At 66.6% G+C, this 26,497-nt stretch carries 24 protein-coding genes; 9 read left to right on the top strand and 15 right to left on the bottom strand.

The window, feature by feature from the left end:
• Nucleotides 1-223: 223 nt before the first annotated feature.
• Both QTI66_RS27875 and QTI66_RS27870 read right to left on the bottom strand, forming a co-directional pair.
• Entirely contained in the window at nt 224-1,141 is a 918-nt protein-coding gene (locus QTI66_RS27875; RefSeq protein WP_286563432.1) for a LysR family transcriptional regulator, read from the bottom strand.
• Between the two features lie 91 nt (nt 1,142-1,232).
• Nucleotides 1,233-2,978, bottom strand: a complete 1,746-nt coding sequence (locus QTI66_RS27870) for a carboxylesterase/lipase family protein (RefSeq protein ID WP_286563431.1) — start codon at nt 2,976-2,978, stop codon at nt 1,233-1,235.
• 207 nt (nt 2,979-3,185) lie between these two features.
• Between QTI66_RS27870 and QTI66_RS27865 the strand changes: the two genes are divergently transcribed.
• The 4 genes from QTI66_RS27865 (at nt 3,186) to QTI66_RS27850 (ending at nt 6,122) form a co-directional block, all read left to right on the top strand.
• Nucleotides 3,186-3,878: a CBS domain-containing protein gene (locus QTI66_RS27865; RefSeq protein WP_286563430.1), complete on the top strand. Its 693-nt coding sequence runs from the start codon at nt 3,186-3,188 to the stop codon at nt 3,876-3,878.
• 6 nt (nt 3,879-3,884) lie between these two features.
• A complete protein-coding gene (locus tag QTI66_RS27860) occupies nt 3,885-4,301 on the top strand; it encodes a hypothetical protein (protein ID WP_286563428.1) in 417 nt (138 codons plus the stop codon).
• Nucleotides 4,302-4,353: 52 nt separating this feature from the next.
• On the top strand, nt 4,354-5,250 hold the full coding sequence (locus QTI66_RS27855; RefSeq protein WP_286563426.1) for an amidohydrolase family protein: 897 nt from the start codon (nt 4,354-4,356) through the stop codon (nt 5,248-5,250).
• A gap of 299 nt (nt 5,251-5,549) precedes the next feature.
• Nucleotides 5,550-6,122, top strand: a complete 573-nt coding sequence (locus QTI66_RS27850) for a P-loop NTPase family protein (RefSeq protein WP_286563425.1) — start codon at nt 5,550-5,552, stop codon at nt 6,120-6,122.
• Here QTI66_RS27850 and pabB read toward each other — a convergent pair.
• The 7 genes from pabB to QTI66_RS27815 all read right to left on the bottom strand — a co-directional run bounded on the left by pabB (nt 6,095) and on the right by QTI66_RS27815 (nt 14,297).
• A complete protein-coding gene (gene pabB, locus QTI66_RS27845) occupies nt 6,095-8,005 on the bottom strand; it encodes an aminodeoxychorismate synthase component I (RefSeq protein WP_286563423.1) in 1,911 nt (636 codons plus the stop codon). The two genes, QTI66_RS27850 and pabB, sit on opposite strands and share 28 nt — an antisense overlap.
• Nucleotides 7,995-8,474, bottom strand: a complete 480-nt coding sequence (locus QTI66_RS27840; protein ID WP_286563422.1) for a GNAT family N-acetyltransferase — start codon at nt 8,472-8,474, stop codon at nt 7,995-7,997. Before QTI66_RS27840 ends, pabB begins: the two co-directional genes overlap by 11 nt.
• Nucleotides 8,475-8,479: 5 nt before the next feature.
• Complete coding sequence (locus QTI66_RS27835; protein WP_286563421.1) at nt 8,480-9,301, bottom strand: formylmethanofuran dehydrogenase subunit C; 822 nt, start codon at nt 9,299-9,301, stop codon at nt 8,480-8,482.
• On the bottom strand, nt 9,298-10,221 hold the full coding sequence (gene fhcD, locus QTI66_RS27830) for a formylmethanofuran--tetrahydromethanopterin N-formyltransferase (RefSeq protein WP_286563420.1): 924 nt from the start codon (nt 10,219-10,221) through the stop codon (nt 9,298-9,300). Before fhcD ends, QTI66_RS27835 begins: the two co-directional genes overlap by 4 nt.
• A gap of 166 nt (nt 10,222-10,387) precedes the next feature.
• Complete coding sequence (locus tag QTI66_RS27825) at nt 10,388-12,082, bottom strand: formylmethanofuran dehydrogenase subunit A (protein WP_286563419.1); 1,695 nt, start codon at nt 12,080-12,082, stop codon at nt 10,388-10,390.
• Entirely contained in the window at nt 12,079-13,383 is a 1,305-nt protein-coding gene (locus tag QTI66_RS27820) for a molybdopterin-binding domain-containing protein (protein WP_286563418.1), read from the bottom strand. The genes QTI66_RS27825 and QTI66_RS27820 overlap by 4 nt, the downstream gene beginning before the upstream one ends.
• 206 nt (nt 13,384-13,589) lie before the next feature.
• Nucleotides 13,590-14,297 carry a HisA/HisF-related TIM barrel protein gene (locus QTI66_RS27815; protein WP_286563417.1) on the bottom strand — a complete coding sequence of 236 codons (708 nt, stop codon included), beginning with the start codon at nt 14,295-14,297 and terminating at the stop codon, nt 13,590-13,592.
• 36 nt (nt 14,298-14,333) lie between these two features.
• On the opposite strand from QTI66_RS27815, the gene QTI66_RS27810 reads away from it, so the two are divergent.
• The 5 genes from QTI66_RS27810 to QTI66_RS27790 all read left to right on the top strand — a co-directional run bounded on the left by QTI66_RS27810 (nt 14,334) and on the right by QTI66_RS27790 (nt 18,672).
• A complete protein-coding gene (locus QTI66_RS27810) occupies nt 14,334-15,311 on the top strand; it encodes an ATP-grasp domain-containing protein (RefSeq protein WP_286563416.1) in 978 nt (325 codons plus the stop codon).
• Nucleotides 15,298-16,410 carry a hydantoinase/oxoprolinase family protein gene (locus tag QTI66_RS27805; protein ID WP_286563415.1) on the top strand — a complete coding sequence of 371 codons (1,113 nt, stop codon included), beginning with the start codon at nt 15,298-15,300 and terminating at the stop codon, nt 16,408-16,410. The genes QTI66_RS27810 and QTI66_RS27805 overlap by 14 nt, the downstream gene beginning before the upstream one ends.
• Before the next feature lie 5 nt (nt 16,411-16,415).
• On the top strand, nt 16,416-17,015 hold the full coding sequence (locus QTI66_RS27800; protein WP_286563414.1) for an amino acid kinase family protein: 600 nt from the start codon (nt 16,416-16,418) through the stop codon (nt 17,013-17,015).
• 153 nt (nt 17,016-17,168) lie between these two features.
• Nucleotides 17,169-17,891, top strand: coding sequence for a Crp/Fnr family transcriptional regulator (locus QTI66_RS27795; protein WP_286563413.1), 723 nt, complete (start codon nt 17,169-17,171; stop codon nt 17,889-17,891).
• A 25-nt stretch (nt 17,892-17,916) separates the two neighbouring features.
• Complete coding sequence (locus tag QTI66_RS27790) at nt 17,917-18,672, top strand: Crp/Fnr family transcriptional regulator (protein WP_444815060.1); 756 nt, start codon at nt 17,917-17,919, stop codon at nt 18,670-18,672.
• Nucleotides 18,673-18,681: 9 nt separating this feature from the next.
• Here QTI66_RS27790 and QTI66_RS27785 read toward each other — a convergent pair whose 3' ends face one another.
• The 6 genes from QTI66_RS27785 to QTI66_RS27760 form a co-directional block, all read right to left on the bottom strand.
• Entirely contained in the window at nt 18,682-19,311 is a 630-nt protein-coding gene (locus QTI66_RS27785; RefSeq protein WP_286563412.1) for a 3'-5' exonuclease, read from the bottom strand.
• Nucleotides 19,308-21,128: a DUF294 nucleotidyltransferase-like domain-containing protein gene (locus tag QTI66_RS27780; RefSeq protein ID WP_286563411.1), complete on the bottom strand. Its 1,821-nt coding sequence runs from the start codon at nt 21,126-21,128 to the stop codon at nt 19,308-19,310. Before QTI66_RS27780 ends, QTI66_RS27785 begins: the two co-directional genes overlap by 4 nt.
• Before the next feature lie 113 nt (nt 21,129-21,241).
• A complete protein-coding gene (locus QTI66_RS27775) occupies nt 21,242-22,963 on the bottom strand; it encodes a cation acetate symporter (RefSeq protein ID WP_286563410.1) in 1,722 nt (573 codons plus the stop codon).
• Nucleotides 22,960-23,268, bottom strand: coding sequence for a DUF485 domain-containing protein (locus tag QTI66_RS27770; protein WP_286563409.1), 309 nt, complete (start codon nt 23,266-23,268; stop codon nt 22,960-22,962). Before QTI66_RS27770 ends, QTI66_RS27775 begins: the two co-directional genes overlap by 4 nt.
• Before the next feature lie 2 nt (nt 23,269-23,270).
• Nucleotides 23,271-25,322 carry an acetate--CoA ligase gene (acs, locus tag QTI66_RS27765; RefSeq protein WP_286563408.1) on the bottom strand — a complete coding sequence of 684 codons (2,052 nt, stop codon included), beginning with the start codon at nt 25,320-25,322 and terminating at the stop codon, nt 23,271-23,273.
• A gap of 91 nt (nt 25,323-25,413) precedes the next feature.
• A complete protein-coding gene (locus QTI66_RS27760; protein ID WP_286563449.1) occupies nt 25,414-26,451 on the bottom strand; it encodes a zinc-dependent alcohol dehydrogenase family protein in 1,038 nt (345 codons plus the stop codon).
• Nucleotides 26,452-26,497: the final 46 nt, after the last annotated feature.

The raw sequence follows: 26,497 nt of genomic DNA, 5'->3' as shown, positions 1-26,497 counted from the left end.
CCTGATGGTAGGCGCGAGGCGAAGCGTCGTACTGCTCGTACGACCGAGCCTCGCAACGCCCCAGCAGGCCCTTTATCTCGCAAACCCTTCGGGGCGGTGTCTTTGCGGGCGATCTGCGGCGTTGCAGCGCTTGCACGGGCAGAGAGCCCGTGCGGCGCGCCGCGCCTTGCATCTCATCCCGCAAAGACGCCGCCGCGACCCCGAAGCGTATTTCAACAGCCTGCTAGGCCGCCAAATCAGCGCGCGCCATGCGGCACACCGCCAGCAGCGCCAGCAGGTTCGGGTCGCGCTCGCGCGTGCGCAGGAAGCTCACGCCGATTTTCTGGCGCATCAGGTAGCGCTTTTGCAGGGGAATCAGTTGCACGCGCTGCGGCATCACGCTGCGTACCCGGCCGGGCAGCAGCGTGTAGCCGATGCCGCCGCTCACCAGGTTCATGAGCGAGAAGATGTCGCCGGTTTCCATGACCACATTGGGCGCAAAGCCGGCGACGCGGAACGACTCCTGAAAGCCGGTGTAGGTGACGAAGCCTTCGCCCAGGCTCACGAAGCGCTCCTGCGCGCACGCGCCCAAGTCGATTTCCGCCAGATCGGCATAGGGCGAGCCGGTGGGCGCGGCAAAGAAGATGTCGTCCTCGAAGAGCAGTTCCGATTCCACATCGGCCGCGCCCTCGGGTTTGCCGATGAGCACCGCGTCGACCACGCCATCGCGCAGGCGTTGCAGCAGCTCGGCATTGGAGCCCAGCACCAGCTCCATGTGCAGTTCAGGCTTGCGCACCTTCATGCCCATCACGATGGCCGGCACCGTGCGGCTGGTCAGCGAATAGAGCGATCCGATGCGGATGCGATCGGACGAATAGCCGGCCAGCTCGCGTGTCGCGCGGATGCCGTCGGACATGGCGCGCAGCACCTCGCGCGCCACCTCCGCCAGTTCACGCGCGGCATCGGTGGGAAGCAGGTTGCGCCCTTCATGGCGGAACAGCGCGCAGCGCACCCCCGTTTCCAGCGAATGCAGCGCACGGTGAACACTGACCGTGCTGATGTCCAGCCGCTCCGCGGCGCGCGCGAGATTGCCCGTCTCCATGAAGGCCAGGAGTATCTCGAGCTTGCGGAAAGTGATGTCCTCGTCGATGCGGATCAGCATGTGCAAATCTTCGCCGAAAGGTGCTGCGATGTCCAAAGGCCAGCACATGCTTTCGGCGAATTGTCGAAGCGCGCGGTGGCGCGCGCCCTGTCTACTGCACCGTGATGACCTTCGCCGTCGCAGTGGCGTCGAACATCAGCTTGGAGGGCCACGCCGGCCAAGTCACGCCGAGCACTGCCGCATTCGGATCGCCGTTCTTCGCGAAGGCGCCGATGCTCTTCATCATCGCGTCAGACAGGTCCAGGCGCCCTGCCCGGTTGGCCTGCGTGTTCATGACGTTGGCGAACAGCGAAGGTCCGAAGTTGCCGAACACGAAAGGCAGGTCGAAAGCATGCGCGGCACCATAGATGTCGTTCCACGGAGCGGGCTCCTCATCCCAGTTGAACTGGTAGTACCACACCGAGGGCTGCTGCGCCTTCAACGCATCGAGCATGTTGTCGCGGCTCGCGATGAAGAAGAGCTGATTGAGCAGGTCGGTGCGCGCGTTGAAGCCCGTCACCGGCGTGTTCACCGGCAGGTAGGCCGCGGGAATCCACTGGTCGATGGTCACCGTTGGCGCCGCTTCGGGGTTGTAGTTGAGCTGCGTGGAGAACAGCACCGCATCGGTGACCAGCCGCCCGCTCACGCCTCCCAGTGCGGGCGACAGCGCCAGGAAGGTCGGAAAGAGCTTGGCTTCGTCGCGCGTGTTGCCTGCGAGCACCGGCACCTTCAGGTAGCTGCCCGCATTCACGGACGCGATCGGGTCCACCGGCAGCACCGTGCCTTCCGGTATCGGGCCCGAGCCCGAGAGGCCCAGCAGCGACAGCTTGGTCAGCAGCGTGGTGAACAACGCCGACGGGCTCTTGCCGCGCAGGTAGGCGGAGATCTGCGCATTGGTCTGCGTTGCCGCATAGGCCTGCGCCGTCGCCGTGTCCGTGGCCAGGCCGTCGGCGATCAGCTGGTTGTAGAGCAATGCATTGCCCTGCGCGAGCGCGGTCGATGCGGGGTTGAGCGTGGGCAGCCGGCCCGGCGCCAGGTTGGTCGCCAGCGACAAGCCACCACTGAGCGGCACCGCACGATGGAACAGCTTGGGGTTTGCGTTCGCCATGAGCGGCGAGGTCATCAGCGCATAGACGTTGATGGCGCCCGCCGACTGGCCCATCAGGGTCACGTTGCCGGCGTCGCCACCGAAGTTCTCGATGTTGCGGTTGATGAACTGCAGCGCCTTGATGCTGTCGAGCAGCGCGAAGTTGCCCGAGTCTTCGTTGGCATCGCCGCCGCCCTTGAACTGCGGCAGGTTCAGGAAGCCTAGGATGCCAACCCGGAAGTTGGGCGTCACGACCACCGCGTTGGCGGTCTTGGCCAGCATGGCGCCGTCGTACACCGGATCGGCGGTGTAGCCCGACACGTTGCTGCCGCCATGCAGGAACACGATGACCGGCAGCTTGGTGTCGCGCGTCGATGGCCGCCAGATGTTCAGGTAGAGGCAGTCTTCGGAGCCCACGGCCTGGTTCAGTGTGGTGCCGATGCTGGCGTCATAGGTGTTGTTGGCGCCGGGGCCATAGATGCGGCCGTACTGCGCGCAGGCGTTGGCGAACTGCTTCGTCTCCCTGGGTGCCGACCACACGGCGGGGTCGACCGGGGCCTTCCAGCGCAATGCGTCCGTCGGTGGCTTCGCGTAGGGGATGCCCTTCCATGCGTAGGTGCCCGAGGCCGAGGCGTCCACGCCGACCACCGTTCCGAAGCTGGTGTCCCGTTCCACCGGAGATCGGTCCTTGTGGTGGCCACTCCCGCCACAGGCGGTGAGCTGCAATGCAAGCGCGGCACAAGCGGCCAGAAGCCATGGATGACGAAGCATCGGGGGGTCTCCTTTGTTGTTGGAAGGCTCTGACCTTATGGGCTGCGTCTGAAAACCGTCTATCAGCAGATTCCCGGTCAGACAAGGCGCCGCGGCCCTGTCGGCGTCGAGCGCACTTGAAAGCAAAGTTATTGCATTCAATGCCAGGTTGATTTCGTTTTACTTGAAGCGGGGCGAGGCAGAAGATGGCGCCGAAAGGAGCCGCGCATGAATGCCAGAGACGTCATGTCATCGCCCGTGATCACCGTGTCGCCGCTCACGCCTGTGCGGGACATCACGCAGCTATTGCTCGAGCGGCACATCAGCGGCGTGCCCGTGGTCGAGGGCGACGAGGTGCTGGGCATCGTGAGCGAAGCCGACCTGCTCCATCTCCATGAAGCCGAGGGCGTGCCCGAAGCGCCGCGCGGCTGGTGGCGCCGACTGGTGCACCCAGGCGCCTCGCCGCTCGAATACGTCAGGTCTCACGGCACGCGTGCGGCGGACATCATGACGCACGGCGCCATCACCGTGAGCGAGGACACACCGCTCGTGCAGATCGCGACGGTGCTGAGCGCCCGCCAGATCCACCGCGTGCCGGTGGTGCGCGGGCGGCAGCTGGTCGGCATCGTCACGGGCTCGGACATGATGCAAGCGCTGTTGGCGCTGACCCAACCGACGCCCGAGGGCCTGCGCGCGGATGCGGACATCGAATCGCGCCTCGGGGCCGAACTTGAAAGGCAGGACTGGTGGAACCCGCTGTGGTCGCATCTGTCGGTGGACAAGGGCATCGTCTGGTTCCGCGGCATGGTCGAGAACGAGGCCGCCCGCAATGCGGCGCGCGTCGCCGCAGAGGGCACGCCCGGTGTGTGCGGCGTCATCGACGATCGCGTTCTCGCGGGCGACTGGCAGGCGATGGTCTGAACTCCGATGCTGGAAGCCCTACAGCCATCGACCAGCATGCGGGCCACGTTCGAGGCGCTGGTCAAAGCCGTGGGGCTGGCCGCGCGGACCTGCCGCAAGGAAGTCGATCCCTATCTTCGCGCGTCTGCCTTGCGGCGCCTGTCCGTCGCGCTGGATGCGAGTCAGGCGGAACTGGATGCGGAGCTTTTTCCCGCGCTGTTCGAGTCGATGGCCGGCTCGGATGCGGTCTGCATCCGCGACATGCAAAGGCGCATGTCCGGCATGCACCGCGAACTCGCGCTTCAATTGGTGCGGATCGACGCGCAGGCCCAAGGCCAGGCGCAGGACACCGAACTGTTGCTCTCGCGCTGCGCGCAATACTTGGCCTACCAGCTTGACGAGCTCTTTCCATTGGCCGAACGGCTGCTGGGCGAATCCGGATAGCGACAGCGCAGCCTATCGGGATAATCGGGCTCCCGTTATCCCGAGAGAACTCATGAGAGCCATTGCGCCTGTCGCAGCCCTGTTCTGTCTGGCAGTGGGCTGCTTCACTGCCGTGTCGCACGCCAACGCGCAGGAATACAGCGGCCCGCTCTTCGACACGCACCTGCACTACAACGAGGAGGCGTGGAACGGCAAGGCCGGACCCTATCCGCCCGCCGATGCGCTCGGGCGCATGCAGCGCAACAACGTGAAGGCCATCGTCGCGAACTCGAGGCCCAACGCTGGCACGCAGACCTTGGCTGCAGCGCGCGAGACGCCTGCCGCGGGCGTGACGGTCGTACCCTTTGTGCGGCTCTACCGCAACCGTGACGACTACAGCAACTGGTTCCGCGACGAGACCATCTACGAGATGGTGCAGACCGAACTGGCGCGCGGCACGGCAAGCGACCCCTACCGTGGAATCGGAGAGTTCCACCTGTACGACAGCGCCAACGCCAACGGCCCCGTGGCGAAGAAGCTGATCGCGCTGGCGGAAGAGCGCAAGCTGGCGGTGCTCGCACATGTGGACGACGTGGCGATCGACTTGCTGATGGCCCACGCGCCGTCCAAGGGTCAGTCCTTGCGCCTCATCTGGGCGCACACCGGCATCGGCGGTGCGCCAGTGGAGCGGGTCCAGGCGCTGCTGGAACGCTACCCGCTGCTGATGGGCGAACTCTCGTACCGGCCGGGGTTGACCTGCGACGGCGGCAAGTTGTGCCCCGCGTGGCGGGCGCTGATCCTCAAGTATCCGGAGCGCTTTCTGGTGGGCTCGGATACATGGGTGAACCAGCGCTGGAGTGCGTACGACGAGATCATGCGTGGGTATCGGGTGTGGCTTGGGGACCTGCCGGCTGATGTGGCGCAGCGGGTTGCGTGGGGGAATGCGGCTGGGTTGTTCAACGTCCGGTGAAGGGGCGCGGTGCTTGAGAGTTGGGGGCGCGTGCCGAGGACACCGGGTATCCCCCTCCGCGAATGTCCCCCGCCTTCGGCTCCTCCTTGATTTCGCTGCGGGGGACACCCGATGCCCTCGGCACGGGGAACGTCGCGTGGTGCCCGCCGATCAACAACCGACGTGACGGATCACGTCGATGGTGTGCCCTGCGCAGCGAAATCAAGGAGGAGGCCGAAGGCCGGGGGACATTCGCGGAGCAGGGCACGCCGTCGGCGTGATCCCGCCCCCAGCGAGTCCGGCCTTGGCTAGCATGAACCATGGGCGACCCTCGACACTCAGCCTCCCTTGAACGCGTCGTCGTCATTGGAAGCACAGGCGCTGGCAAGACCACGTTCGCGCGCGACTTGGCGCTGGTGCTGGACATCCCCACCTTCGACCTCGACCCGCTCTACCACGGTCCGAACTGGAACCCCAAGACCCTTGATGAGTTCCGCGAACTGACGCGGCAAGCGGCTTGCGGAGAACGTTGGGTCGCGTCGGGCAACTACGCGCAGGTTCGCGACATCCTCTGGGGCCGCGCCACCACCGTCATCTGGCTCAACTACGGCTTCCCGACAGTGTTCTGGCGCGTGTTCCTGCGAACCATGCGCCGATGCCTCACGCGCGAGGAGCTGTGGCATGGCAACCGCGAGTCCTTCAGGCTGGCGTTCTTCTCGCGGCACTCTGTCTTGCTCTACGTCCTGACCACATTTCGCTGGCGCCAGCGGCAGATTGGGGCACTGCGCGCCAGCGGCTCCTACGCTCATGTCACGTGGCAAGAGTTCCGGCGACCGGACCAAGCCAGGCGCTACCTGGCTTCGCTTCAGGCGCCCATCGCCGGCTCGCCCTGAAGCAGGCGCGCCGACAAGGCGCCGCGCAGTGCATTGCACACGACGATGGCCTGCGCCTCTTGCAAGTCCTGAAGGCTCAGACTGCGCTCTGTTGCCGACCATGATGGGTCTTCGAGCAAGCAGCCGCGCATGACGCCCGGCAACGCACCGTCCGCGACGGGCGGCGTGAACCATTGGTCATCGAGCTTGACGAAGACCGAAGTGCGCGCGCCTTCCGCGAGGCGGCCATCGTGCGTGAAGTAGAGGCTGTCAAAGGCGCCCGCGCGTTCTGCTGCGCGCACGCCTTCGTCGTAGGTCTTGCGCAGCGTCGTCTTGTGGGCGGCCAGGGGGTTGGCGTTGGGCAGGCGCTCGTTGGCGATGAGCAGTGTGACGCTGTCGCCCGGCAGTGCACCCAAGGCAGCGTGCTGAAGCTGCATGCCGCCATCGTGTGACAACGCCAGGCGCATGCGCCACTTGCCAACTGTTGCCAGCGTCAACGTGCGTTCCAGCACGGCGTCAAGCGCCGCGTCGCGATGGAAGCCGAAGCCCAGCACCTGCGCACTGCGCGCCATGCGTTGCAGATGCCGGTCGAGGTGATGGACCACGGGCGCTGCGCCCTCCTCCTTCGTCACCAGCATCGTCTCGAACAGTTCGAATCCGGGATCGAGACCGGTGAGAAAGCGGCCCTTCAAATGGCATTCCTCGAACTCGTCGTCGGCGACGCTGTCGACCACGATGCCGGCGCCGATGCCCATGCGCACGGGTCGCAGGCCTTGTGATTCCTCTCTCAGCGTGAGCGTGCGGATCGCCACCGAGAAGCAGAAGTCGCCGATGCGCGCATCACCCTGCGGCGCGTCCATCCAGCCGATCGCGCCACAGTAAAGGCCGCGCGGTGTCGACTCCAGACCCGCGATGAGTTGCATGGTGTGATGCTTGGGCGCGCCGGTGATCGAGCCGCAGGGAAAGGCCGCGCGCAACACATCGGGAAATGCGATCTCCGGCTTCAGCCGCGCCTGCACCGTCGACGTCATCTGGAACACCGTGCTGTAGGGCTCGATGGCAAACAGCTCCGCGACCTTGACGCTGCCGATCTGCGCCAGGCGGCCCAGGTCGTTGCGCAGCAGGTCGACGATCATCACGTTCTCGGCGCGGTTCTTGGTGTCGATGGACAAATGGCGCGCAGCCTCGCTGTCGCCTTCCGGCCCCTGTTCGGCGGAGATGCGCGAAGCCGTGCCTTTCATCGGCCGCGCGGTCAGCGTGCCGTGCTGGTGACGCAGGAAGAGTTCGGGCGAGCAGGACAGCACGTGGGTGGTCGATGCGTCGTCGTGCGACGCCGGCAGCGCAATGAAAGCGCCATAGGAAACGGGCTGCCGCCGGCGCAGCCTGCGATAGAGCGAGATGGGCGAACCATAAGCCTCGCCATGCAGCCGGAAGGTGTAGTTGACCTGGTAGGTCTCGCCGGCAGCAATGGCTTCGTGAATCTGCGCGATGGCCTGGATGAACGCGGGGTGGTCGACGCTGGGCGTCAGGTTCATCACGCCGGTCGCGGCTGATGCGTCCTGGTCCAGGCTTTCGAGCCACGCGCTCGCCTCGTCGGACGACAGTCGCGTGAGTTCGCGGAACATCAGCACACGCAGCGACGATGCGTCGTCGCGTGGCAGCTTGTCGTGCCCGGCCTTCACGAGCTTGGCGCCCCATTCGTAGTCCGCCAGCAGCACCGCGTGAAGGCCGCTTCGCAGGTCGGCATCCACGTCTCGCCACGTGGCGTCCAGCCCTGCGGGGTCGGTGCAACGGTGCTCGCGCACGAAGCTTTGGTACAGGCGGCTCGTCGGGTGCTCACGCGTCGCGTCGCGGTCGTCGAGCAGGGCGAAGCACTCGGCTTCGCAGCGGAGGTCAGCCGACATGGGACGCCTCCGATTCGAGCCGCATCGGAACGAAGGCAATGCCGTTCATCTCCGTGCGCTCGCCCACCGCGCGGAACCCGAAACGCTCGTAGACGGGGATGGCATTGGGCGACGAATTGACGGTGAATCCTGAGTGGTTTCCTGCTTCCACGGCGCAAGTCCTGGCTTGCTCCCACAAGCGCCGGCTCAAGCCTTGCCCTTGGCACGACGCGTCGACGAACAGGTGGTACAGGTGCGTGTTGTCCCGCACGCCGACCACGCCAACCAGGCGCTCCTGGGCGCGTGCAACGAAATAGCAAAAGTTCGGCGCGGCGACATAGCCGCCGATGGCGCCGGGCGTGATGGCGCTCAGGAACACCTCGGCGCCGCGCCCATCGGGATCGACGGTGAAGTGGTGCACAAGACCCCGGATGAGTTGGCTGATCGCCTCCGCATCGCCGGTGCTTGCGCGGGCAATTTGAAAAGTCATCGACGCTATTTTGCGACGATCAATTCACCCTTGCCCCCGGATGACACGTCGCCAAGCTGCCGTTCGATTTGACGCGAAGCCAGCGCCGCGAATGGCCCGCCATGCTGCGCGAGGTTGCGCGCCAACAGTTGCCAGATCACATCCGCCGCAGCGATGGCCGGAACGAAGGTCGCGGGAGCCTCGTACCCGGACGACGCAGAGGCCAGCACCACGCTGCCGCGCCGCATGCCGTAGCCGACGTGCGCACCAACGCGGCCGCCGACGGCGATGGTGCCGGCCACCATGCGCGACGCCGGGAAGTCGCCCACGTCGCCGTGCACGACGGCACTGCCGCGACGCATTCGGTCGCCAAATCGCGCACCCGCGTTGCCCATGACGATGAAGGTGCCGCCGCGCATGCCGTCCATGCTGCCGGGCAGCGTGCTGGCGGCGAAGTCGTCCACGTCGCCCTGCACGGCGAGCGTGCCGCCGGCCATTTCGCATGCGGCCAGCAGTCCTGCCCCGCCCTGCACCTGCAGTTCGCCGCCGCTCATGCAGCCGCCGGCGTAGTGGCCCACGCTGCCTTCCACGCGCAGGCTGCCGCCGGTCATCTGCCAGCCGACGCGGTCGAAGCGCGACAGGTCGCCGTCGAAGACCAGCAGCGCTTCGTCGCCCGCCACTTCTTCCACCTTGAAGAACTCCGCGAGAGGAACGAAGGCATTGCCGTGGCCCACGGGCAGGCGTTCCACCTGCGCCGCGGAAAGCATCGCCAGCGCCGTCGGCGTCACGCCGCGCAAGTCCACCCGAAGCGCAGGCGCGGCCTTGAGTGCCAGACGCCACCCGCTCATGTCGCGCCTCCGCTTTCGCCGAGCAATTTGTGAAGGTGAAAGTGAAACGGCCCGAGTTTGCCGCCGTAGTTGCCCGCCGCGATGCGCAGCAGGCCATTGGTCGAACCGAAGGCGATGCCTGCATCCATGCCAGCGCGCATCGCGGCGCCCACGTCGGCCTCTGACAGGCCATCGATCACGATCTCCATCACGCAGCGCGTCTGCGGCGTGAGTTCGCTTCTGGACACGAGGCCGTGGAGGCTCGGGCAGAAGGCGTCGTTGGTGGACGCGCTCAGCGTCGAATACTTGCTGCCGACCTTGGAGCCCGAGCGCACCATGCCTCCTGGAAACGGCATGATCACGTTGGGCAGCGCTTTCATGGCCTGCACCGCCTGCTGCGTGGCGGCGAGCGCGCTGTTGGTGTCGGCGCACAGGAAGATCAGGTTGCCCCCGCCCACGCCCTTGACCACGGCCGTCGTCTCCTGCGCGACGAACTCGCCATCCATCACAGGCACGCGCCAGTAGCGGACGCCGTCAATGACCTTGGACGACTGCCAGCCATTGCCGAAGAAGCGAAGGTTCTTTCCGAGCGCGATGGCCTCGCCTTCCGCGATGCCGGCATACACCGCCGTGGTCGGACAGGTCAACACGCATTGGCCGACGCGGCGCTCGACCTGTTTGGCCAGTTCCTTGCCGGACATGGAGAAGATCAGCACGCTGAGCCCCGGCCGGCCGTCGGGGGTTTCTTCAGGCGTCAACTCGCGTTCGATGGCGGCCTCGCAGCCGCAGGCGATCACCGAGGTCGCGAAGCCTGTCGCCGACACGCCGGCATGCCGTGCCCAGGTGATGTTGTGCGCCGTGATGATGAGGCGCGTGGCCTTCATGGGAAAGGCCTCGGCAAAGCCGTCGTCGATCTGCACGCCGTTGCGAACCAGCGTCATATGCACCCCCACGCTCGGCACTTCGTGTCCTCGCTGCCCCCCAAGGGGGCGCGAGCTTGCTTGGGGCGGCCCGGCGCTGCGTCCATGTGCCCCCACGCTCGGCACTTCGTGTCCTCGCTGCCCCCCGAGGGGGCGCGAGCTTGCTTGGGGCGGCCCGGCGCTGCGCTCATGTCTTTTCACCCGCAAAACACGCCGCCGGCAACAGGCGCCCGCCATTGCAGCAACTGCACAACTCGTCGTGGCTGATTGCGATGTGCTCGAAGTCCACCGAGCCATGGCGCGCCAGGTGCTTGCGCAGGGTCTTCTCGATCGCACGGTCGTAGTCGGGCTCGACGAAGTGCGTGCCGCCGGTGGGCACGGCCTCGATCCTGCCGCCTCGTGCAACGAGCACGCCGTCCTTGAACACGTACTCCGGCGTCTTGAACATCGCCTCGCGGTCCGCCTGCTCGCGGTAGACAGCGATGTCCGCCGCAGCGCCGGTCCCGAGGTGTCCGCGGTCCGCAAGGCCCAGCAAACGCGCGGGCGCGGCACGGGTCATGATCGCAATCTCATTGAGCGTCAACTCCCGCGTGATCGATCGCAGCGCGCAGTTCGCCGCCACCTCCGGATGCAGCTTCTGCAGTTGCTCTTCGCGAAAACTCCTGTCCATCAGCAGCCTGATCAGATGCGGATAGCTGGTGAACGGCCCGCCGTTCGGATGGTCGGTCGTCAGCACCACGCGCCACGGGTCTTTCACGAGCAAAAAGATCTCCAGCCCGATGACCCACTGCAAGGCATTCACATAGCTCTGCTCGCGGTACTTGAAGGGCACGACACCGCAGCCCGCCTCGCACTCGATGTCGGCGCCGATCCACTTGCGCGGCGTGGCCAGCCCCGACTGCGCGTGCTGTCGCATCGTGTCGCCCGAGGCGGTGACGGTCTGTCCGAACATGATCTGGCCGACGTCGATGCTCACGTTCGGGTTCGCGTTCACCGCCTCCGCCAGTTGCAGCGCCGCCGACGAAAATTTCTTCGGCCCTTCGGTGCCATAGGCATGGAACTGGATGTGCGTCAGATGCGCGGGCAGGCCTTCCAGCGCGCGAATGGTTTCCAGCGTCGACTCGATGTTGCCGGGCACGCCCAGGTTGCTGCCGTGGATGTGCAGCGGATGCGGCACGCCCAGTTCGCGCAGCGCACGCGCCAGCGTGTGCACCACCTGCCGCGGCGTGACCTGCCAGTGCACATGCCGCTCGTCCACGTCGAGCTTGCGCTGGTTGAACTTGAAGGCCGAGATGCCGGCCGGGTTGACCACCTTCACGCCCATCGCCTTGGTGGCGTGAACGGTCCAGCCCATGTAGTCGCGGATGGTCTCGAAGTTGCGCCCGGCCTCGCCGCCTTCGGCCAGCAGTTGAAGGAACAACTCGTCGTTGCCCAGCATCACGTAGGCGCCGTGGTCGAGGATGGGTGTATCGCCCATCTCCATGTGCGCCTGCCGCGCGTTGGCCGCGACCATGGCCGGCTCAAAGGCGGCCGTGTAGCCCATTTCGACATAACGGTAGCCCGTGGCCAGCGTGCCCGGTGCACAACCGCCGCATGACGCGAGTTCCAGCGCATTGGTGGGCAGCGCCATCGGGTTGCCATTGACGCGGTGTTCCTCCGGCAACAGCAGCCGCGCGAGGTTGACCTTGCCGCCGCCGATGTGCGTGTGCATGTCGATGCCGCCGGCCACGACGATGCAGCCTTGCGCGTCGATGTCGGCATCGACCGGCGCGCGGGCATCGAGTGCGACGACGTGGCCGTCCTGCACGCACAGGTCGCCCACGTCGTCCTTGCCCTGGGTCGGATCGATGATGCGGCCGCCTCGCAGGCGCAACGTGGTCATGCAGTGGCCCCCACCTTCGCGCGCAGCGCCCGGATCGCCTGCCCGATGCCGTCCAGCACATCGGCCAGCAACGGCAAGCTGTCATCGCGATAGAGCGGCACCAGCGGCAACACCGCCCGCCCGTCGGCACGGAACAAATGACCCGCCGAGCCAATGCCGGGCGTTGACACGGGAATGAACACGTTGCCCCGGTGCGCCGCAAACGACGCGAGGCCGGGGTGACCCAGCACCACCCGTGGTACATCGGTTGACGGTGGCGTCCGTGTGGCATCGAAGCTCGACACCCACAGCAGGCTGTCGACCGCGCCGTCGGCCAAGAGGCGCGACGCGTCGAAGCACAGGGGTTCGTGCTCCAGCCCCGCCGGCCCGGCGCGCGAACGCAAGGGCAAGGCGGAAAGCCAGGTGAACACCTCGTTGCAGGTGCCCGCGCCATTGCCCCCGCCCAGCCACGATGCCGCCGCACGCGTCTTCAGGTTCAGCGTCGCGACCACGCGGTTGATGGCCTCGATGATCAGTTCGCCCTGCGCCGGCAGGCGCGGCGTGTCACCCACGAGCACGGCGTAGCGGGCGGCGCGCAAGGACTCTGCCAGCGTGGCCAGCGCAAGTGCCGAATCGCGCACGGGCTTCCCGGCGACAAGTGCCGCCAGCGCCGCGGCAGTGCTGAACAGGTCGCCCTGCAGCGCCACCCTTTCGGACGTGAAGCCGCTCTGCGCACCCATTGCCGTCAACGCGGCGAGTTCGTCGTCCGAGCCGCCCAGCAGCACGACGTGCCGCCGGGCCACCAGTTCGTCGCCCGCAACAATGCAACGCGCCAGGAAGTCGCCGCCCGGCAAGCCACCCACGCAGACGATGAGGTCCGCCCGGTTGCGCACTTCCGCCAGCGTCGTGCTGTAGCCGCCACGGTCCTGCAGCGTCCGCACCCCCCGCATGAGCGCCGCACCGCCGGCCGGGTCGCAGATGGCCCCCGTTTCGCACGCCAGCCGGTACAGGGCGCGCGCCCCGGCCACGTCGGTGCCCAGCCCGCCGAAGAGGGGTTGGCCGCTCGCCCCGAGGATTCGCGCCGCGGCGCCGACCGCTTCGGCCAAGTCGCAGGCATGCCCATCGACCAGGGGCGTTGCATGCGACGGGGTGCCGGAGAACTGCGCGAGTCCGCTGCGGGCAGCGGAACATTCGCCATCGACCAGTTCCAGCGATTCACCGTTCGCACTGACCCGAACGCTCAGGTTGTCGCAAAGCAACAGACAAAAGGGACAGGTCCAGCGCACGGTGCCGGCCTCGGGGACGGACAGGATTCCGGTCATATGACCCTGTCACGCAAGCGATGTGCCACTGCGCCGTTGCCTCGACGAAGTGAGTACGAGCCGCCAGAAGTGCAACACTGTGTCGCGTTCTGTGTTGCATAAACGGCGGCCAAACACGCAACTTCCAGCGGCCAGCCCGCCATTTGCCTTGGCACGAAACGTGAAGGTGGAGTCGCCATGATGCCGACATCCACCCCGCGGGTTCCTCAGCGGCGCACCGGGCCCAGCCCGCCGTCGTGGAGCGCACTGGCCACCAGCCAGGCGCCCGCCCCGGCCTCGCGGGCGGCCGCCAGGTCGTCCTCGTTGCGGATGCCGCCCGCCCCGACCATGAAGGTCCCGGGCGATTTGCGACGCACCTGCGCCAGCGTTTCCAGGTCAGGCCCCGCGCCGGCGCCCACCCGCTCCAGCGTCATGACGATGACGCGCGGCGGCCACAGGTCGGGCGCCTCCCAGCAGCCGGCCACATCCAGGTGCTGGCCGTCGCGGCGGTCGAGCGACAGCACGCCTTTCGCGTTGCCGTCTCCGGCAAAGCAACGCTCCAGTTCCTCGCGCGAGGCCAGCGATTCGCTGCCGAACACCGGCACCACGCGCTGGCCGGACGTGCCGAGTTCGGCCTGCAGCGCGTCAAACGCGCCCGCGCTGGCAAAGCCGGCGTCGAGCCACAGTTCCAGATCGGGCATGGCGTGGAGCAACTTTTGCAGCACCTCGATTTCAGCGGGCTGGCCCAGCAGGGCATCGAGGTCGGCCACATACAACTGGCGCGTGGCGCAGTGGTCGCACAGCGCCCGTGCCACCGTCACCGGGTCGCTGCTGCCGCACAGCCGCGACACCACCGGTTGATAGGCCTGGCGGTTGCCGCGCACGGCCCGCACCACCTGGCCTTGCATGAGATCGATGACGGGAATGAGGTTCATGTCGGACAAAGCCAAAGGAGAGGGAGTGGCAGGGAGATGAAACGGATCTTTGTGTACGAGCACCTGAGCGGCGGCGCAGCCTTGACCGAGGGCGACGACGCAGCCGCGCAGGAGTTGCTGGCCATGGGCCAGTCGATGCGCGACGCCGTCGTGGCCGACTTGCTGGCCCTGGAAAATTATGACGTCTCGGTCGCCACCTGCAAGCTGGCGTCGCCCGTGGCCGAACCGGCGCGTCCCGTGATGGCCGCGGATGGCGAGTCGGCCTTCGACTTTGTTGCGCGGCAGGCCGGGGAGCATGATCTTTCCTGGGTCATCGCGCCGGAGACCGATGGCGTTCTCGCGACGTTGCGCCAACGCGTCGCCCCGCGGCGCTGGCTGGGCTGCGAGGCGCACGCCATCCAGTTGGCCACCCGCAAGCGCGCGACGCTGATGGCGCTGGCCGAAACAGGCATCGCCACGCCATTGGCCTTCGAGCACGAGCCGGACATCTCGCGCTGGGTGGTCAAGCCAGACGACGGCGCAGGCGCCATCGCCACGCGCCTGCATCACGAACCGGAGGCGGCCATCGGCGACTGGTCGCAGCGCTCGCGTGCCGGCTGCGCCACCGCCATCGAGCCTTGGGTCGAAGGCCCGGCCTTGAGCCTGTCGATGCTGTGCACCGCCAAAAAGTGCGAGCTGCTCAGCATCAACCGGCAGAACCTCAGCATCGACGACAGCGGGCTGCTGGCCTTTCGGGGCGTCGAAATCAACGCCGTGCCGCTGTCGGACGCACGCGCCGCGCAGGTGCGCCTGGTGGCCGACCGCGTCTACCGCGCCATTGCGGGCTTGCGGGGCTTCGTGGGCATCGACTTCGTGTGGCACAAGCGCACCGGGCCGGTGGTGATCGAGATCAACCCGCGCGTGACTTGCGCCTATGTCGGCCTGTCGCGCGCGCTGGGCCGCAACGTGGCGGCCGAGGTGGTGGCGACGGTCGGCGCCGAACGGGGCGCGAGGGCAACGCATGGCCACCATTGAAGAACGCACCGTCATCGGATGGGACATCGGCGGCGCGCACGTCAAGGCCTGCCTGCTGCAAGGCGGCGAGGTGCACGACGTGGCGCAATGGGCCTGCCCGCTGTGGCTCGGCATGGACCGCCTTGAGGGCGCGCTGCAGGCCGCGACGCAGCGCTGGAGCGGACACCTCGCCCAGGCTCGCCACGCGGTCACGATGACGGGCGAGATGGTCGACCTCTTCAGCGACCGCGAAGACGGCGTGCGCCAGATCGCGGCGGCACTCGCCCGGTCGCTGGAAGCGACAAGCGGCGCCAGAGACAGCATTCGCTTCTTCGCAGGCGACGCCGACTGGTGCCGCGAGGCCACCGTCCCGGCCTTCTGGCACGACATCGCATCGGCCAACTGGCTCGCCACCGCGCGCCATGCAGCGCAACGCTTCGGCAACGGCCTGCTCGTGGACATCGGCAGCACCACCACCGACCTGATCGCCTTCAAGGACGGCCGCGTCGCCACGACCAGCCGCGCCGATGCGCAGCGCCTGGCCAGCGGCGAACTGGTCTATCACGGCGTGGTGCGCACCCCGCTGTGCGCCGTCGCGCAGCGCATCGACTGGCGTGGCAAGCCGCACAACGTGATGAACGAATTCTTTGCCACCAGCGCCGACGTCTACCGCCGCACCGGCGAGTTGAACCCCGCGCACGACCTCTACCCCAGCGCCGACAACGCCGCCAAGGACGCACAGCACACCCGCCAGCGACTGGCCCGCATGATCGGCTTGGACTTGCGCGAAGGTTCCCCGGAAGACTGGGACGCTTTCGCGCACACGTGGCGCGCCGCGCAGGTCGCGGTGCTGGGCGGCGAGATGCGCCGTGTGATGCAGGCGCACAGGTTGCCGGACGATGCAGTGTTCGTCAGCGCGGGCTGCGGCGACTTCCTGGTGAAAGACGTGGCCGAAGCTGCGCAGGCCGGCAAGCCCGCATTGGCATCCCACCGTCACTACGGCCGCGACGTCGCCAACGTGGCGGCGCAGGCCCACGCAGGGCCTGCCGCCGTGCAGGACTGGGCGCAGGTATGCGCCCCCTGCGTGGCCGTGGCGGCGCTCCTGGACATGGACGCCTGAGCATCATGTGGATCGTCAAGATCGGCGGCAGCCTGCACAGCAACCCGATGCTGCCGGTCTGGCTCGACCTGCTGGCCGAATGCGGTGGCGGCCGCGTCATCGTCGTGTGCGGCGGCGGACGCTTTGCCGATGAAGTGCGCAACGCGCAGGCGCATTGGCGCTTCAGTGACTTGAGCGCGCACAACATGGCGATCCTGGCGATGGCGCAAACCGCCTACCTGGTGCACGGGCTGAACCCGGCCCTGCAACTGACGCGCACCAATGCCGAGATCCATCGCGTACTGCACAAGGGCAAGGCGGCCATCTGGTTGCCCTTCGAGCTTCAACGCACCCGCTCCACCACGCAGTCGAACTGGGAAGTGACGTCGGACAGCATTGCGCTGGACCTCGCATATCGCCTGAATGCGGAGCGACTTGTGCTGGTGAAGTCCTGCGAAATCGACCCGCGGCTGAGCCTGGCGCAACTGGGCGAAACGGGCGTGGTCGACCAGCGCTTTGGCTCCTTGTCGGAAGGCGCGGCCTTTCCGATCGACGTCGTTCATTTCAACGAAGTCGGACGCATCCGGGCCCTGTTGCTGGGCGAGGTGCGGTTCAACGACGCCTGAAAGCATTGTCGCCGCCCCTCCGCGGGCATGGCCACTGTGCGACAGCGCACAAAGACAGGCGGCAATGCCTATACTGGCTTTCGTCCAGAGCGCCTCTGAGGGCACGCGCTCCGCATCTGTTTCCGTTGCCTGCCTTGTTGCGGAGTTGTCGCCATGCCCAAGTCCCCTCCCGACCCCCTGAAAAACCATCTGCTCTCCGCATTGGCGGACGCCGAGCGGCAGCGCCTGTTCCCGGAAATCGAAGCGGTCGACATGCCGCTGGGCCAGGTGCTCTACGAATCGGGCCGCACGCTGAGCCATGTCTACTTTCCGACCACCGCGATCGTCTCCTTGCTGTACGTGATGGAGAACGGCGCCTCGGCCGAGATCGCGGTCGTCGGCAACGAAGGCATCGTTGGCATCTCGCTGTTCATGGGCGGTGAATCGACGCCCAGCCGCGCCGTGGTGCAAAGCGCCGGCAAAGGCTACCGGTTGAAGGCCGAGCTCATGAAAGAGGAATTCAACCGCGCCGGGCCGGTGCTGCACCTGCTGCTGCGCTACACGCAGGCCTTGATCACCCAGATGGCGCAGACCGCCGTGTGCAACCGCCACCATTCGCTCGACCAGCAGTTGTGCCGCTGGCTGCTGCTGAGCCTGGACCGCCTGCAGGGCAATGAACTCGTGATGACGCAGGAACTGATCGCCAACATGCTCGGCGTCCGGCGCGAGGGCGTGACCGAGGGCGCACTCAAGTTGCAGCAGGCCGGCCTGATCCGCTATGCGCGAGGCCACATCTCGGTGCTGGATCGCTCGGGGCTGGAAAAGCGCACCTGCGAGTGCTATGCGGTCGTCAAGACCGAATACGACCGATTGCTTCCGGCCATCACCGCGACCTGAGCGCCTGCTTTCGCCGCTGTGTGCGTTGGCAGACAGTCAAGGCGCGAATCGCCGCGCAGACTGTGGCGACCTCCCTACCGGAAAGCGTCCGCTGACCACCGCAGAGAACCACCTCATCGAATTGCTGCCCAACGCGGACCGCAAGCGTTTGCTCGCCGTCTGCGAGCCGGTTCAACTGGTGCTGGGCGAGGTGCTGGGCGAGTCCGGCGCACAGACCCGGCACGCCTGGTTTCCCGTCGATGGCTTCATTTCGCTGGTCGCGCGCGTCGACAACCATCCGGGCCTGGAAGTCGGCATGGTGGGGCGCGAGGGCATGCTGGGGGTGCACCTGGCACTCGGCGTGCCGACGACGCCATTGCATGCGCTGGTGCAGGGCTCCGGCTCGGCCTGGCGCATCACGACCGTCAACTTCCGGCGCGAACTGGCGCACAGCACGGTGCTCCGGCGCGAGCTGGCCCACTACACCCATGTGCTGATGACGCAATTGGCCGCATCGGCCGCCTGCACGCGCTTTCACATGATCGAGCCCCGCCTCGCCCGCTGGCTGCTGATGAGCCAGGACCGCGCGCACGCCGACAACTTCGGCATGACGCAGGAGTTTCTCGCCTACATGCTGGGGGTGCGCCGTGTCGGCATCACGGCGGCCGCTGGCGCCCTGCAGCGCAAGGGGCTCATCGAGTACCGGCGCGGCGACCTGAAGGTGCTGGATCGCGAGGGCCTGGAGGCCATGGCATGCGCGTGCTACGCCGCGGACCGGAAGGTCTACGGTGAATTGCTGTGAGACCGTCCACTACTTCATGTTGCGCAACTTCACGAAGGCCAGCCCCGCCATCACCGCGTCATTGAGCGCATCGTGCGCATCACGCAGCGGCAGCCCGAGGTCGTTCATGATCGTGGAAAAGCGCAGGTCGATGGTGCCGTCGCGCTGGTGCGCGGGCAAGTGCCGGCTCTTGTAGTCGTAGTACATGGCGGAAACCTCGATCTTCGGCTGCGGCAAGCGCACGCCAAGCAAGGGCCAGATCTCCCGGTTGAGCATGGCGACGTCGAACTCCAGGTAATAGCCCACCAGCGGACGGCTTCCGATGAAGTCCAGCAGTTGGCGCACCGCATCGGCCGGGTCGATGCCCATGGCGACGTCCTGCTCGCGCAGGCGGTGCACGCGAACGCTCTCGCTTTTCAAAGCGCGCTCGGGCCGCACAAGCAGTTCGAGGCGCTGGCTGGTCATCAGGCGGTTGCCGACGATGCGCACGGCGCCAATCGAGATGATCTGATCGCGCCGCACATCGAGGCCGGTGGTCTCGCAGTCCAGCGTGACCCACTCATCCTCGGGGGGCGCGTCGTACATGAAGGCAAAGCGCGCATCCGCCAGGTGATAGAGCATCCAGCGGCGCCGCACCGCATCGAGCCAGCGCGGTGTCATGCCATTTCCAGGTGGAACTGGTGCCGCACCAGCACCTTGAAGCGCTTGACGACTGCCAGTGCATCCTTGAGCAGGTCGCGTTCCAGGCTGCTCAGCTGGCCGGTCGAGATGGCGCCGCTCACCGCATGACCCGCGTCCAGTTCGGCCAGGCCGGCGTCCAGCTTGAGTCCCATCATGAAGTGCAGGCTGTCGATCAGGTCGTTCGCAAGCTCCTGCGACAGCCGGCCGAGTGCGACCAAGGCGTCGAGCCGCGCCGCCGTGCCGGTGGCCCGCACGTGGTCGCGCAAGGCCAAGCTGCGCACGCCGTGCACGACGGGAAAGATGCCCGCCTTCTTCAGGTCGAGCGCCTGCTTGTCGTGCTCGCCCAAAAGCAGCCGGTTCCACCAGCCGCCGCCGGCATCGGGGAACGCGTCGATCGCGGCGGCGAAGCGGCCGAGCCATGCGTCGTCGGCGGCCACGAGTTGATCGATCTCCCCCTGTACGCCAGTCAACAACGCCGCGTCGCCGGCGACGGCATGCGCGTCGATGAAGATGGCCAGCGCCATCAGGCCGTTGGCGTCGGGCTGCCGCAACCATCGGCGTACGACGGCCGCGAAGTCGCTCGCGCTGTGTCGCCACGCTGCGTTGCTGACCATGATGCCGCCCGGGCAATCGGGGTAGCCGAAGTCGCGCAGCGCCGCGGAGAAGCGGTTGCAAGCCGCTTCGACCACGGCAGCCTCCATGGCGCTGCCGTCGCGCAGGATCAGGCCGTTGTCCTGGTCCGTCTTGAGCAACTGCTCGCCGCGCCCTTCGCTGCCCATGACGAACAGGCAACTGTTGGCCACCACTTCGGGCGGCGCAACGAGTTGCCAGGCGCGCTCGAACAGCTTGGCGTTGAGCGCCTGCACCAGCGCGCCGATCTGGCCGACGCGCGTGCCACCGCGGTACAACAGGGCGATGAAGCGCGTGATCTTCTCCGCCTCCACGCGCAGGGCATCGAGGTCTTGCGCCCGCGCGATCTGCACAGTGATCAGGTAGGAGTGATTCGACAGGAAACTCAGCAGGTCGAGTTGCTCCAGCAGTCCGACGACGTGTCCGTCTTTCGACACCACCAGCCGGTGCACCTGGTGCTGGATCATGAGCGCCAGCGCGTCGAACAGCGGCGCGTCGGGCGCAATGCGCACGAGCGAAAAGGTGGCCAGTTCGCGCACCGGCCAGTCGGCCAGCGACCGGCCGCCGACCACGGCGCGCTGAAGACCGGTGTTGGTGAAGATGCCGAGCCGCTCGCCATCGCGCACCAGCACGCTGCTCGAATGGTTGGCCTGCATCACGCGGGCGACATCGACGATGCTGGCAGTGCCCTCGACCACGTGCGCCGGGCGCAGGAAGGCGTCTTCGACCCGCGACATCGCCAGTGCCTGCATCTCGCGCTGGCTGTGGCGCTGCGACAAGGCACCGAGCTTGTTCGACAAGTCGGAGAACAGCAGCGCGCCAAAGCCCGCGTTGCGCGCGATCAGGTCGTTGACGGTCGCCCTGGCGAGTTGGTAGGCCAACACCTCTTCGGCTGCGATGAAGCGGCCGCTCGCGCGGCCCGCCACCAGTGCCCGGCCATCGAAGCAGTCATTGGGGCCGTAGCTGGCAATGGCCTCGTGGCCGTCGTCGAACTGGGAAACGCGGCCCTTGATGACGACGAACAGGTGCAGCGGCTCGATGCCCGGCGCCAGCAGCGTCTCGCCTTCGCGGAAATAGGCGATGTCGACGCTGTCGCGAACCATCCGCTGCTCGGTGGCGTCCAGGCAGTCGAATGGCGAGGCCGTGAAGTCGAACGCGTTGGGCATGGCCAATGATGGCGCCGTTCGACGCGAATGTCAGCCGCCGTTGTCAGAAGGCCGTTGTCAGCGGGCGGCAGTCAACGGCCAGTGTCCAGCGTTCGGTCAACAGCCGACGGTTGTCAGTGCCCCGACGCGCCCTCCGCGCCGATGCCCGTTTCCGAGCGCACTTGCTGGCTCAGGAAGCCGCCCCGGTCCTTCACCGCACGGGCGCTGTGGTCCAGGATGGAGAACAGCCAGATGCCCACAAAGCCGATCGTCATCGAGAACAGCGCCGGCGACGCATACGGAAAGAGCGCCGAGCCCTTCGGATAGCCCAACGTCGCCTCCCACACCGCGGGCGAGACGATCGTCAGCGCCACAGACGAAATCAGTCCGAGGAAGCCGCCGATCACGGCGCCGCGCGTGGTGCAGTCTTTCCACAGCACCGACATCAGCAGCACCGGGAAGTTGGCCGACGCGGCAATCGCGAAGGCCAAGCTCACCATGAACGCGATGTTCTGCTTCTCGAACACGATGCCCAGCACCACCGCTACCGCACCGAGCGCCACCGTGGTGATGCGCGAGACGCGCAGTTCCGACGCGCTGTCGGCCTTGCCCTTCTTGACCACCGTCGCATAGATGTCGTGCGACACCGCCGACGCGCCCGACAGGGTCAGGCCCGCGACCACGGCCAGGATCGTCGCGAAGGCCACGGCCGAGATGAAGCCCAGGAACACGTTGCCGCCCACCGCCTTGGCCAGGTGCACCGCCGCCATGTTGCCGCCGCCAAGCAGTCCGCCCTTGGGGTCGAGAAACTGCGTGTCGGTCAGCACGAAGGCGATCGCGCCGAAGCCGATGATGAAGGTCAGCACGTAGAAGTAGCCGATCCACGTCGTCGCCCACAGCACCGACTTGCGCGCCTCCTTGGCGTTGGGCACGGTGAAAAAGCGCATCAGGATGTGAGGCAGGCCGGCGGTGCCGAACATCAGCGCCACGCCGAAGCTGATCGCCGAGATCGGGTCCTTGATGAAGCCGCCCGGGCCCATGATGGAGAAACCTTGCGTGGCCGCGTCGACCTTCGACTGACCGGCGGCCGTGGCAAGTTCGGTCTTGACGTCGACCGCCTTCGCGAACATCGCCTCGGGGCTGAAGCCGAAGTTCCACAGCACCATGAAGGCCATGAAACTGGCGCCCGCAAGCAGCAGGCAGGCCTTGATGATCTGCACCCACGTCGTCGCCGTCATGCCACCGAAGAGCACGTACACCATCATCAGCGCGCCGACGATGACCACCGCGATCCAGTATTCCAGCCCGAACAGCAGCTTGATGAGTTGCCCCGCACCGACCATCTGCGCGATGAGATAGAAGGCCACCACCACCAGCGTGCCCGACGCAGCGAACACGCGCACCGGCGTCTGCCCGAAGCGAAAGGCCGCCACATCGGCGAAGGTGAACTTGCCGAGATTGCGCAGCCGCTCGGCCAGCAGGAAGGTCACGACCGGCCAGCCGACCAGGAAGCCGATCGAATAGATCAAGCCATCGAAGCCACCCACCATCACCGCCGCCGAGATGCCGAGGAAGGACGCGGCCGACATGTAGTCGCCGGCAATCGCCATGCCGTTCTGGAAGCCCGTGATGCCGCCGCCGGCCGTGTAGAAGTCGGCCGCGCTCTTGGTCTTCGATGCCGCCCATTTGGTGATGAACAGCGTGCCGACCACGAAGGCGCCGAACATGCTGATGGCGGTCCAGTTGGTCGGCTGCTTTTCAAGCTGGCCGAGGTCTGCGCCGGCAGCTTGCGCGAGGGTGGCGACCAGCAGCAGCGCCAGAAGCGCCAAGGTCTTGGTCCAGAGCACGGGCTTCATTTCATTGCCGCCTTTGCGATGAGCGCCGTCAGCGCGTCGTACCGGCCGTTGGCGCGGTTCACATAGATGCCGGTGATGACGATCGTGAAGATGATCACGCCCAGCCCGATCGGCATGCCGATGGTGGTCACGCCGGCGCCCAATCGGGTCAGGAGAAATGACTTGTCGAAGGCCACCAGCAGGATGAAGCCGTAGTACACGACCATCATCGCGCCCGCCAGCCACCAGCCGAAGCGCGAGCGGGTGGACTTGAGTTCCTGGTAGTTCGGGTCGCGCAGGATGCGCGCGGTCAGGTCGTTTTCCATGGCTAGTTCCTTTCCATGAGCTGGTCGAGAACAGCCGGGTTTTCGAGGGTCGAGATGTCTTGCGTGATCGGCTCATCCTTGGCGATCGAGCGCAGCAGGCGCCGCATGATCTTTCCGCTGCGCGTCTTGGGCAGGTTGTCGCCGAAGCGGATGTCCTTGGGTTTGGCAATGGGGCCGATCTCCTTGCCGACCCAGTTGCGCAATTCGGCCGCGATCTTCTTCGCCGCTTCGCCGGTGGGCCTCGGACCTTTCAGCACGACAAAAGCGCAGATCGTCTCGCCCGTGGTCTCGTCGGGGCGGCCCACCACGGCCGCCTCGGCCACGAGTTCGGTGCACGACACCAGCGCGGATTCGATCTCCATCGTTCCCATCCGGTGGCCCGACACGTTCAGCACGTCGTCGATGCGGCCGGTGATGGTGAAGTAGCCCGTCTTCTCATCGCGGATGGCGCCGTCGCCCGCGAGGTAGTAGCCCTTGAGCTCCCGCGGAAAGTAGCTGTCCTTGAAGCGTTGCTCCTCGTTCCAGATCGTGCGGATCATTCCCGGCCACGGCTTCTTGACGACCAGCATGCCGCCTTGCCCGTCGGGCACGTCGTTGCCGATGTCGTCCACGATGGCAGCCGCGATTCCAGGGAACGGCAAGGTGCACGAGCCGGGCACCAGCGGCGTCGCGCCGGGCAGCGGCGTGATCATGTGGCCGCCGGTTTCGGTTTGCCAGAAGGTGTCGACGATGGGGCAGCGCCCACCACCCACATGCTCGTGATACCAGGCCCACGCGGCCGGATTGATGGGCTCGCCCACCGAGCCGAGGATGCGCAGGCTCGACAGGTCGCGGTGCTTCGGATGCGCCGCGTCGTTGGAGGCCACTGCCTTGATGAGCGAGCGGATGGCCGTGGGCGCCGTGTAGAACACGCTGACCTTGTGGTCCTGGATCATCTTCCAGAAGCGGCCGGCGTCCGGATAAGTGGGCACGCCTTCGAACACCACCTGGGTCGCACCGATGGCCAGCGGGCCGTAGGTGATGTAGGTGTGGCCGGTGACCCAGCCGATGTCGGCGGTGCACCAGAACACGTCGTCGTCATGCAGGTCGAAGGTCCATTTCGTCGTGACCGCCGCATGCAGCAGGTAGCCGCCGCTGGAGTGCTGCACGCCCTTTGGCTTGCCGGTGGAGCCCGAGGTGTAGAGCAAAAACAGCGGGTGCTCGGCACCGACCCATTCGGGCTCGCAGGCATCGCTTTGGGCTTGCGTCTCCTCGTGCATCCAGCGGTCGCGTGAGGCGTTCCAGGCAATCGTGCCGCCGGTGCGGTGATACACGATCACGTTCTTGACCGCATCGCATCCGCCCAGGGCGAGGGCATCATCGACGATGGCCTTCAGCGGCAGTTGCTTGCCGCCCCGCAACTGCTCGTCGGCGGTGATCACCATGACGGCGCCCGCGCCTTCGACGCGATCGCGCAGGCTCTGCGCGGAGAAGCCACCGAACACTACCGAGTGGGTGGCGCCGATGCGCGCGCACGCCTGCATCGCCACCACGGCCTCGATGCTCATGGACATGTAGATGACGACCCGGTCGCCCTTCTTCACGCCGCGTGCCTTCAACGCATTGGCCAGGCGGCAGGTGCGCGCCAGCAGCTCGCTGTAGCTGACGCGGCTCACTTGCCCGTCGTCGGCCTCGAAGATGATGGCCGGCTTGTCGCCGTGGCCGCGTTCGACCTGGCGATCGAGGCAGTTGTACGAGACGTTCAGGGTGCCGTCATCGAACCACTTGAAAAAAGGGGCTTCGCTGTCGTCAAGCGAGCGGGTGAAGGGCTTTTTCCATGTCACGAACTCGCGTGCGAGCCGCGCCCAGTAGGCGCCGTGGTCGGCGTCGGCCTCGGCGACCAGTTTTTCATAGGCGGGCATGCCGGACACATGCGCCCGTTTCAGGATGGCTTCCGGCACCGGATAGAGGGAGGGATCGCTGCTTGCCTTGATCTCGCTGGCATTGTCGTTCGCTGCAAAGCGGGGACTCTTGCCGCCGAGCGCGACGGGTGCGTCGTGGCTTTTTGTCGTCATGGTGTCTTCCCTGTTGATGGGCTGTGTTGATTGACCTCTTACCCTGCGCGCACCGCGTCGCCGGGTCTGTGCGGTAGCACACCAAGCGGCGTCAGGCTTCGATGATGACTTTCAGTGCCTTCGTGTCGGCCGCATTGCCGAAGGTCTCGTAGGCCTCGAGGATGGCGTCGAGCTTGAAGCGGTGCGTGATCAACTGTTTCGCGTCGATGCGCCTGGAGTGCACCGTCTTGAGCAGCATCGGAATCGACACCGTGTCGACCAGCCGGGTGGTGATGGTCACGTTGTGCGACCACAGCTTCTCCAGGTGCAGGTCGACCTTGCATCCGTGCACGCCCACGTTGGCGATGGTGCCGCCCGCTGCCACGATGTCTTCGCAAAGCGTGAAAGTGGCGGGGATGCCGACCGCCTCGATGGCGGTGTCGACGCCGCGTCCCCCGGTGAGTTCCATGACCTGTTGCGCCGCATCGCCGGCGGCGCTGTTCACCGTGGCGGTGGCGCCGAAGCGCTTGCTGACGGCCAGGCGGTTGTCGTCCAGGTCGATCATGATGATCTCGGCCGGCGCATAGAACTGCGCGGTGAGCAGGGCGGCCAGCCCGATGGGGCCCGAACCCACGATGGCGACGCTGGAGCCCGGCTGCACCTTGCCGTTGAGCACGCCGCATTCGAAGCCTGTCGGGAGGATGTCACTGAGCATGACCAGCGCCTCCTCGTCGGCGCCCTCCGGAATGCGGTGCAGGCTCGTGTCGGCATGGGGAATGCGCACGAACTCGGCCTGGGTGCCGTCGATGGTGTGGCCCAGGATCCAGCCCCCCGTCGTGCAGTGCGAGTACATGCCCTTGCGGCAAGGCTCGCAACGCCCGCAGGCGCTGATGCACGAGATCAGCACCCTGTCCCCAGGCTTGAAGGTGGTGACGCCGGTGCCCACGGCATCGACGACGCCGACGCCTTCATGGCCGAGCACGGTGCCGGGCTTGCAGGTCGCCACGTCGCCCTTGAGGATGTGCAGGTCGGTGCCGCAAATCGTCGTCCGTGTGATGCGGACGACCGCGTCGGTGGGGCTCTGGATGACTGGCTTGGGGCGGTCTTCCACGGCCTTTTGGCCGGGACCGTTGTAGATGAGTGCTTGCATGGTGCCGTTGTAGGCCTGTTGCAGGCCGTGCTCTGTGCGCTGCCGC

Source organism: Variovorax brevis (assembly GCF_030317105.1).
GTDB classification, from domain to species: domain Bacteria; phylum Pseudomonadota; class Gammaproteobacteria; order Burkholderiales; family Burkholderiaceae_C; genus Variovorax; species Variovorax brevis.
This window is presented reverse-complemented; position numbering and strand designations above follow the sequence as displayed.

What these genes read in the sequence shown, in the direction of transcription:
- QTI66_RS27875 (WP_286563432.1), bottom strand. Translation starts at nt 1,141, where the DNA reads ATGCTGATCCGCATCGACGAGGACATCACTTTCCGCAAGCTCGAGATA.
- QTI66_RS27870 (WP_286563431.1), bottom strand. Translation starts at nt 2,978, where the DNA reads ATGCTTCGTCATCCATGGCTTCTGGCCGCTTGTGCCGCGCTTGCATTG.
- QTI66_RS27865 (WP_286563430.1), top strand. Translation starts at nt 3,186, where the DNA reads ATGAATGCCAGAGACGTCATGTCATCGCCCGTGATCACCGTGTCGCCG.
- QTI66_RS27860 (WP_286563428.1), top strand. Translation starts at nt 3,885, where the DNA reads ATGCTGGAAGCCCTACAGCCATCGACCAGCATGCGGGCCACGTTCGAG.
- QTI66_RS27855 (WP_286563426.1), top strand. Translation starts at nt 4,354, where the DNA reads ATGAGAGCCATTGCGCCTGTCGCAGCCCTGTTCTGTCTGGCAGTGGGC.
- QTI66_RS27850 (WP_286563425.1), top strand. Translation starts at nt 5,550, where the DNA reads ATGGGCGACCCTCGACACTCAGCCTCCCTTGAACGCGTCGTCGTCATT.
- pabB (WP_286563423.1), bottom strand. Translation starts at nt 8,005, where the DNA reads ATGTCGGCTGACCTCCGCTGCGAAGCCGAGTGCTTCGCCCTGCTCGAC.
- QTI66_RS27840 (WP_286563422.1), bottom strand. Translation starts at nt 8,474, where the DNA reads ATGACTTTTCAAATTGCCCGCGCAAGCACCGGCGATGCGGAGGCGATC.
- QTI66_RS27835 (WP_286563421.1), bottom strand. Translation starts at nt 9,301, where the DNA reads ATGAGCGGGTGGCGTCTGGCACTCAAGGCCGCGCCTGCGCTTCGGGTG.
- fhcD (WP_286563420.1), bottom strand. Translation starts at nt 10,221, where the DNA reads ATGACGCTGGTTCGCAACGGCGTGCAGATCGACGACGGCTTTGCCGAG.
- QTI66_RS27825 (WP_286563419.1), bottom strand. Translation starts at nt 12,082, where the DNA reads ATGACCACGTTGCGCCTGCGAGGCGGCCGCATCATCGATCCGACCCAG.
- QTI66_RS27820 (WP_286563418.1), bottom strand. Translation starts at nt 13,383, where the DNA reads ATGACCGGAATCCTGTCCGTCCCCGAGGCCGGCACCGTGCGCTGGACC.
- QTI66_RS27815 (WP_286563417.1), bottom strand. Translation starts at nt 14,297, where the DNA reads ATGAACCTCATTCCCGTCATCGATCTCATGCAAGGCCAGGTGGTGCGG.
- QTI66_RS27810 (WP_286563416.1), top strand. Translation starts at nt 14,334, where the DNA reads ATGAAACGGATCTTTGTGTACGAGCACCTGAGCGGCGGCGCAGCCTTG.
- QTI66_RS27805 (WP_286563415.1), top strand. Translation starts at nt 15,298, where the DNA reads ATGGCCACCATTGAAGAACGCACCGTCATCGGATGGGACATCGGCGGC.
- QTI66_RS27800 (WP_286563414.1), top strand. Translation starts at nt 16,416, where the DNA reads ATGTGGATCGTCAAGATCGGCGGCAGCCTGCACAGCAACCCGATGCTG.
- QTI66_RS27795 (WP_286563413.1), top strand. Translation starts at nt 17,169, where the DNA reads ATGCCCAAGTCCCCTCCCGACCCCCTGAAAAACCATCTGCTCTCCGCA.
- QTI66_RS27785 (WP_286563412.1), bottom strand. Translation starts at nt 19,311, where the DNA reads ATGACACCGCGCTGGCTCGATGCGGTGCGGCGCCGCTGGATGCTCTAT.
- QTI66_RS27780 (WP_286563411.1), bottom strand. Translation starts at nt 21,128, where the DNA reads ATGCCCAACGCGTTCGACTTCACGGCCTCGCCATTCGACTGCCTGGAC.
- QTI66_RS27775 (WP_286563410.1), bottom strand. Translation starts at nt 22,963, where the DNA reads ATGAAGCCCGTGCTCTGGACCAAGACCTTGGCGCTTCTGGCGCTGCTG.
- QTI66_RS27770 (WP_286563409.1), bottom strand. Translation starts at nt 23,268, where the DNA reads ATGGAAAACGACCTGACCGCGCGCATCCTGCGCGACCCGAACTACCAG.
- acs (WP_286563408.1), bottom strand. Translation starts at nt 25,322, where the DNA reads ATGACGACAAAAAGCCACGACGCACCCGTCGCGCTCGGCGGCAAGAGT.
- QTI66_RS27760 (WP_286563449.1), bottom strand. Translation starts at nt 26,451, where the DNA reads ATGCAAGCACTCATCTACAACGGTCCCGGCCAAAAGGCCGTGGAAGAC.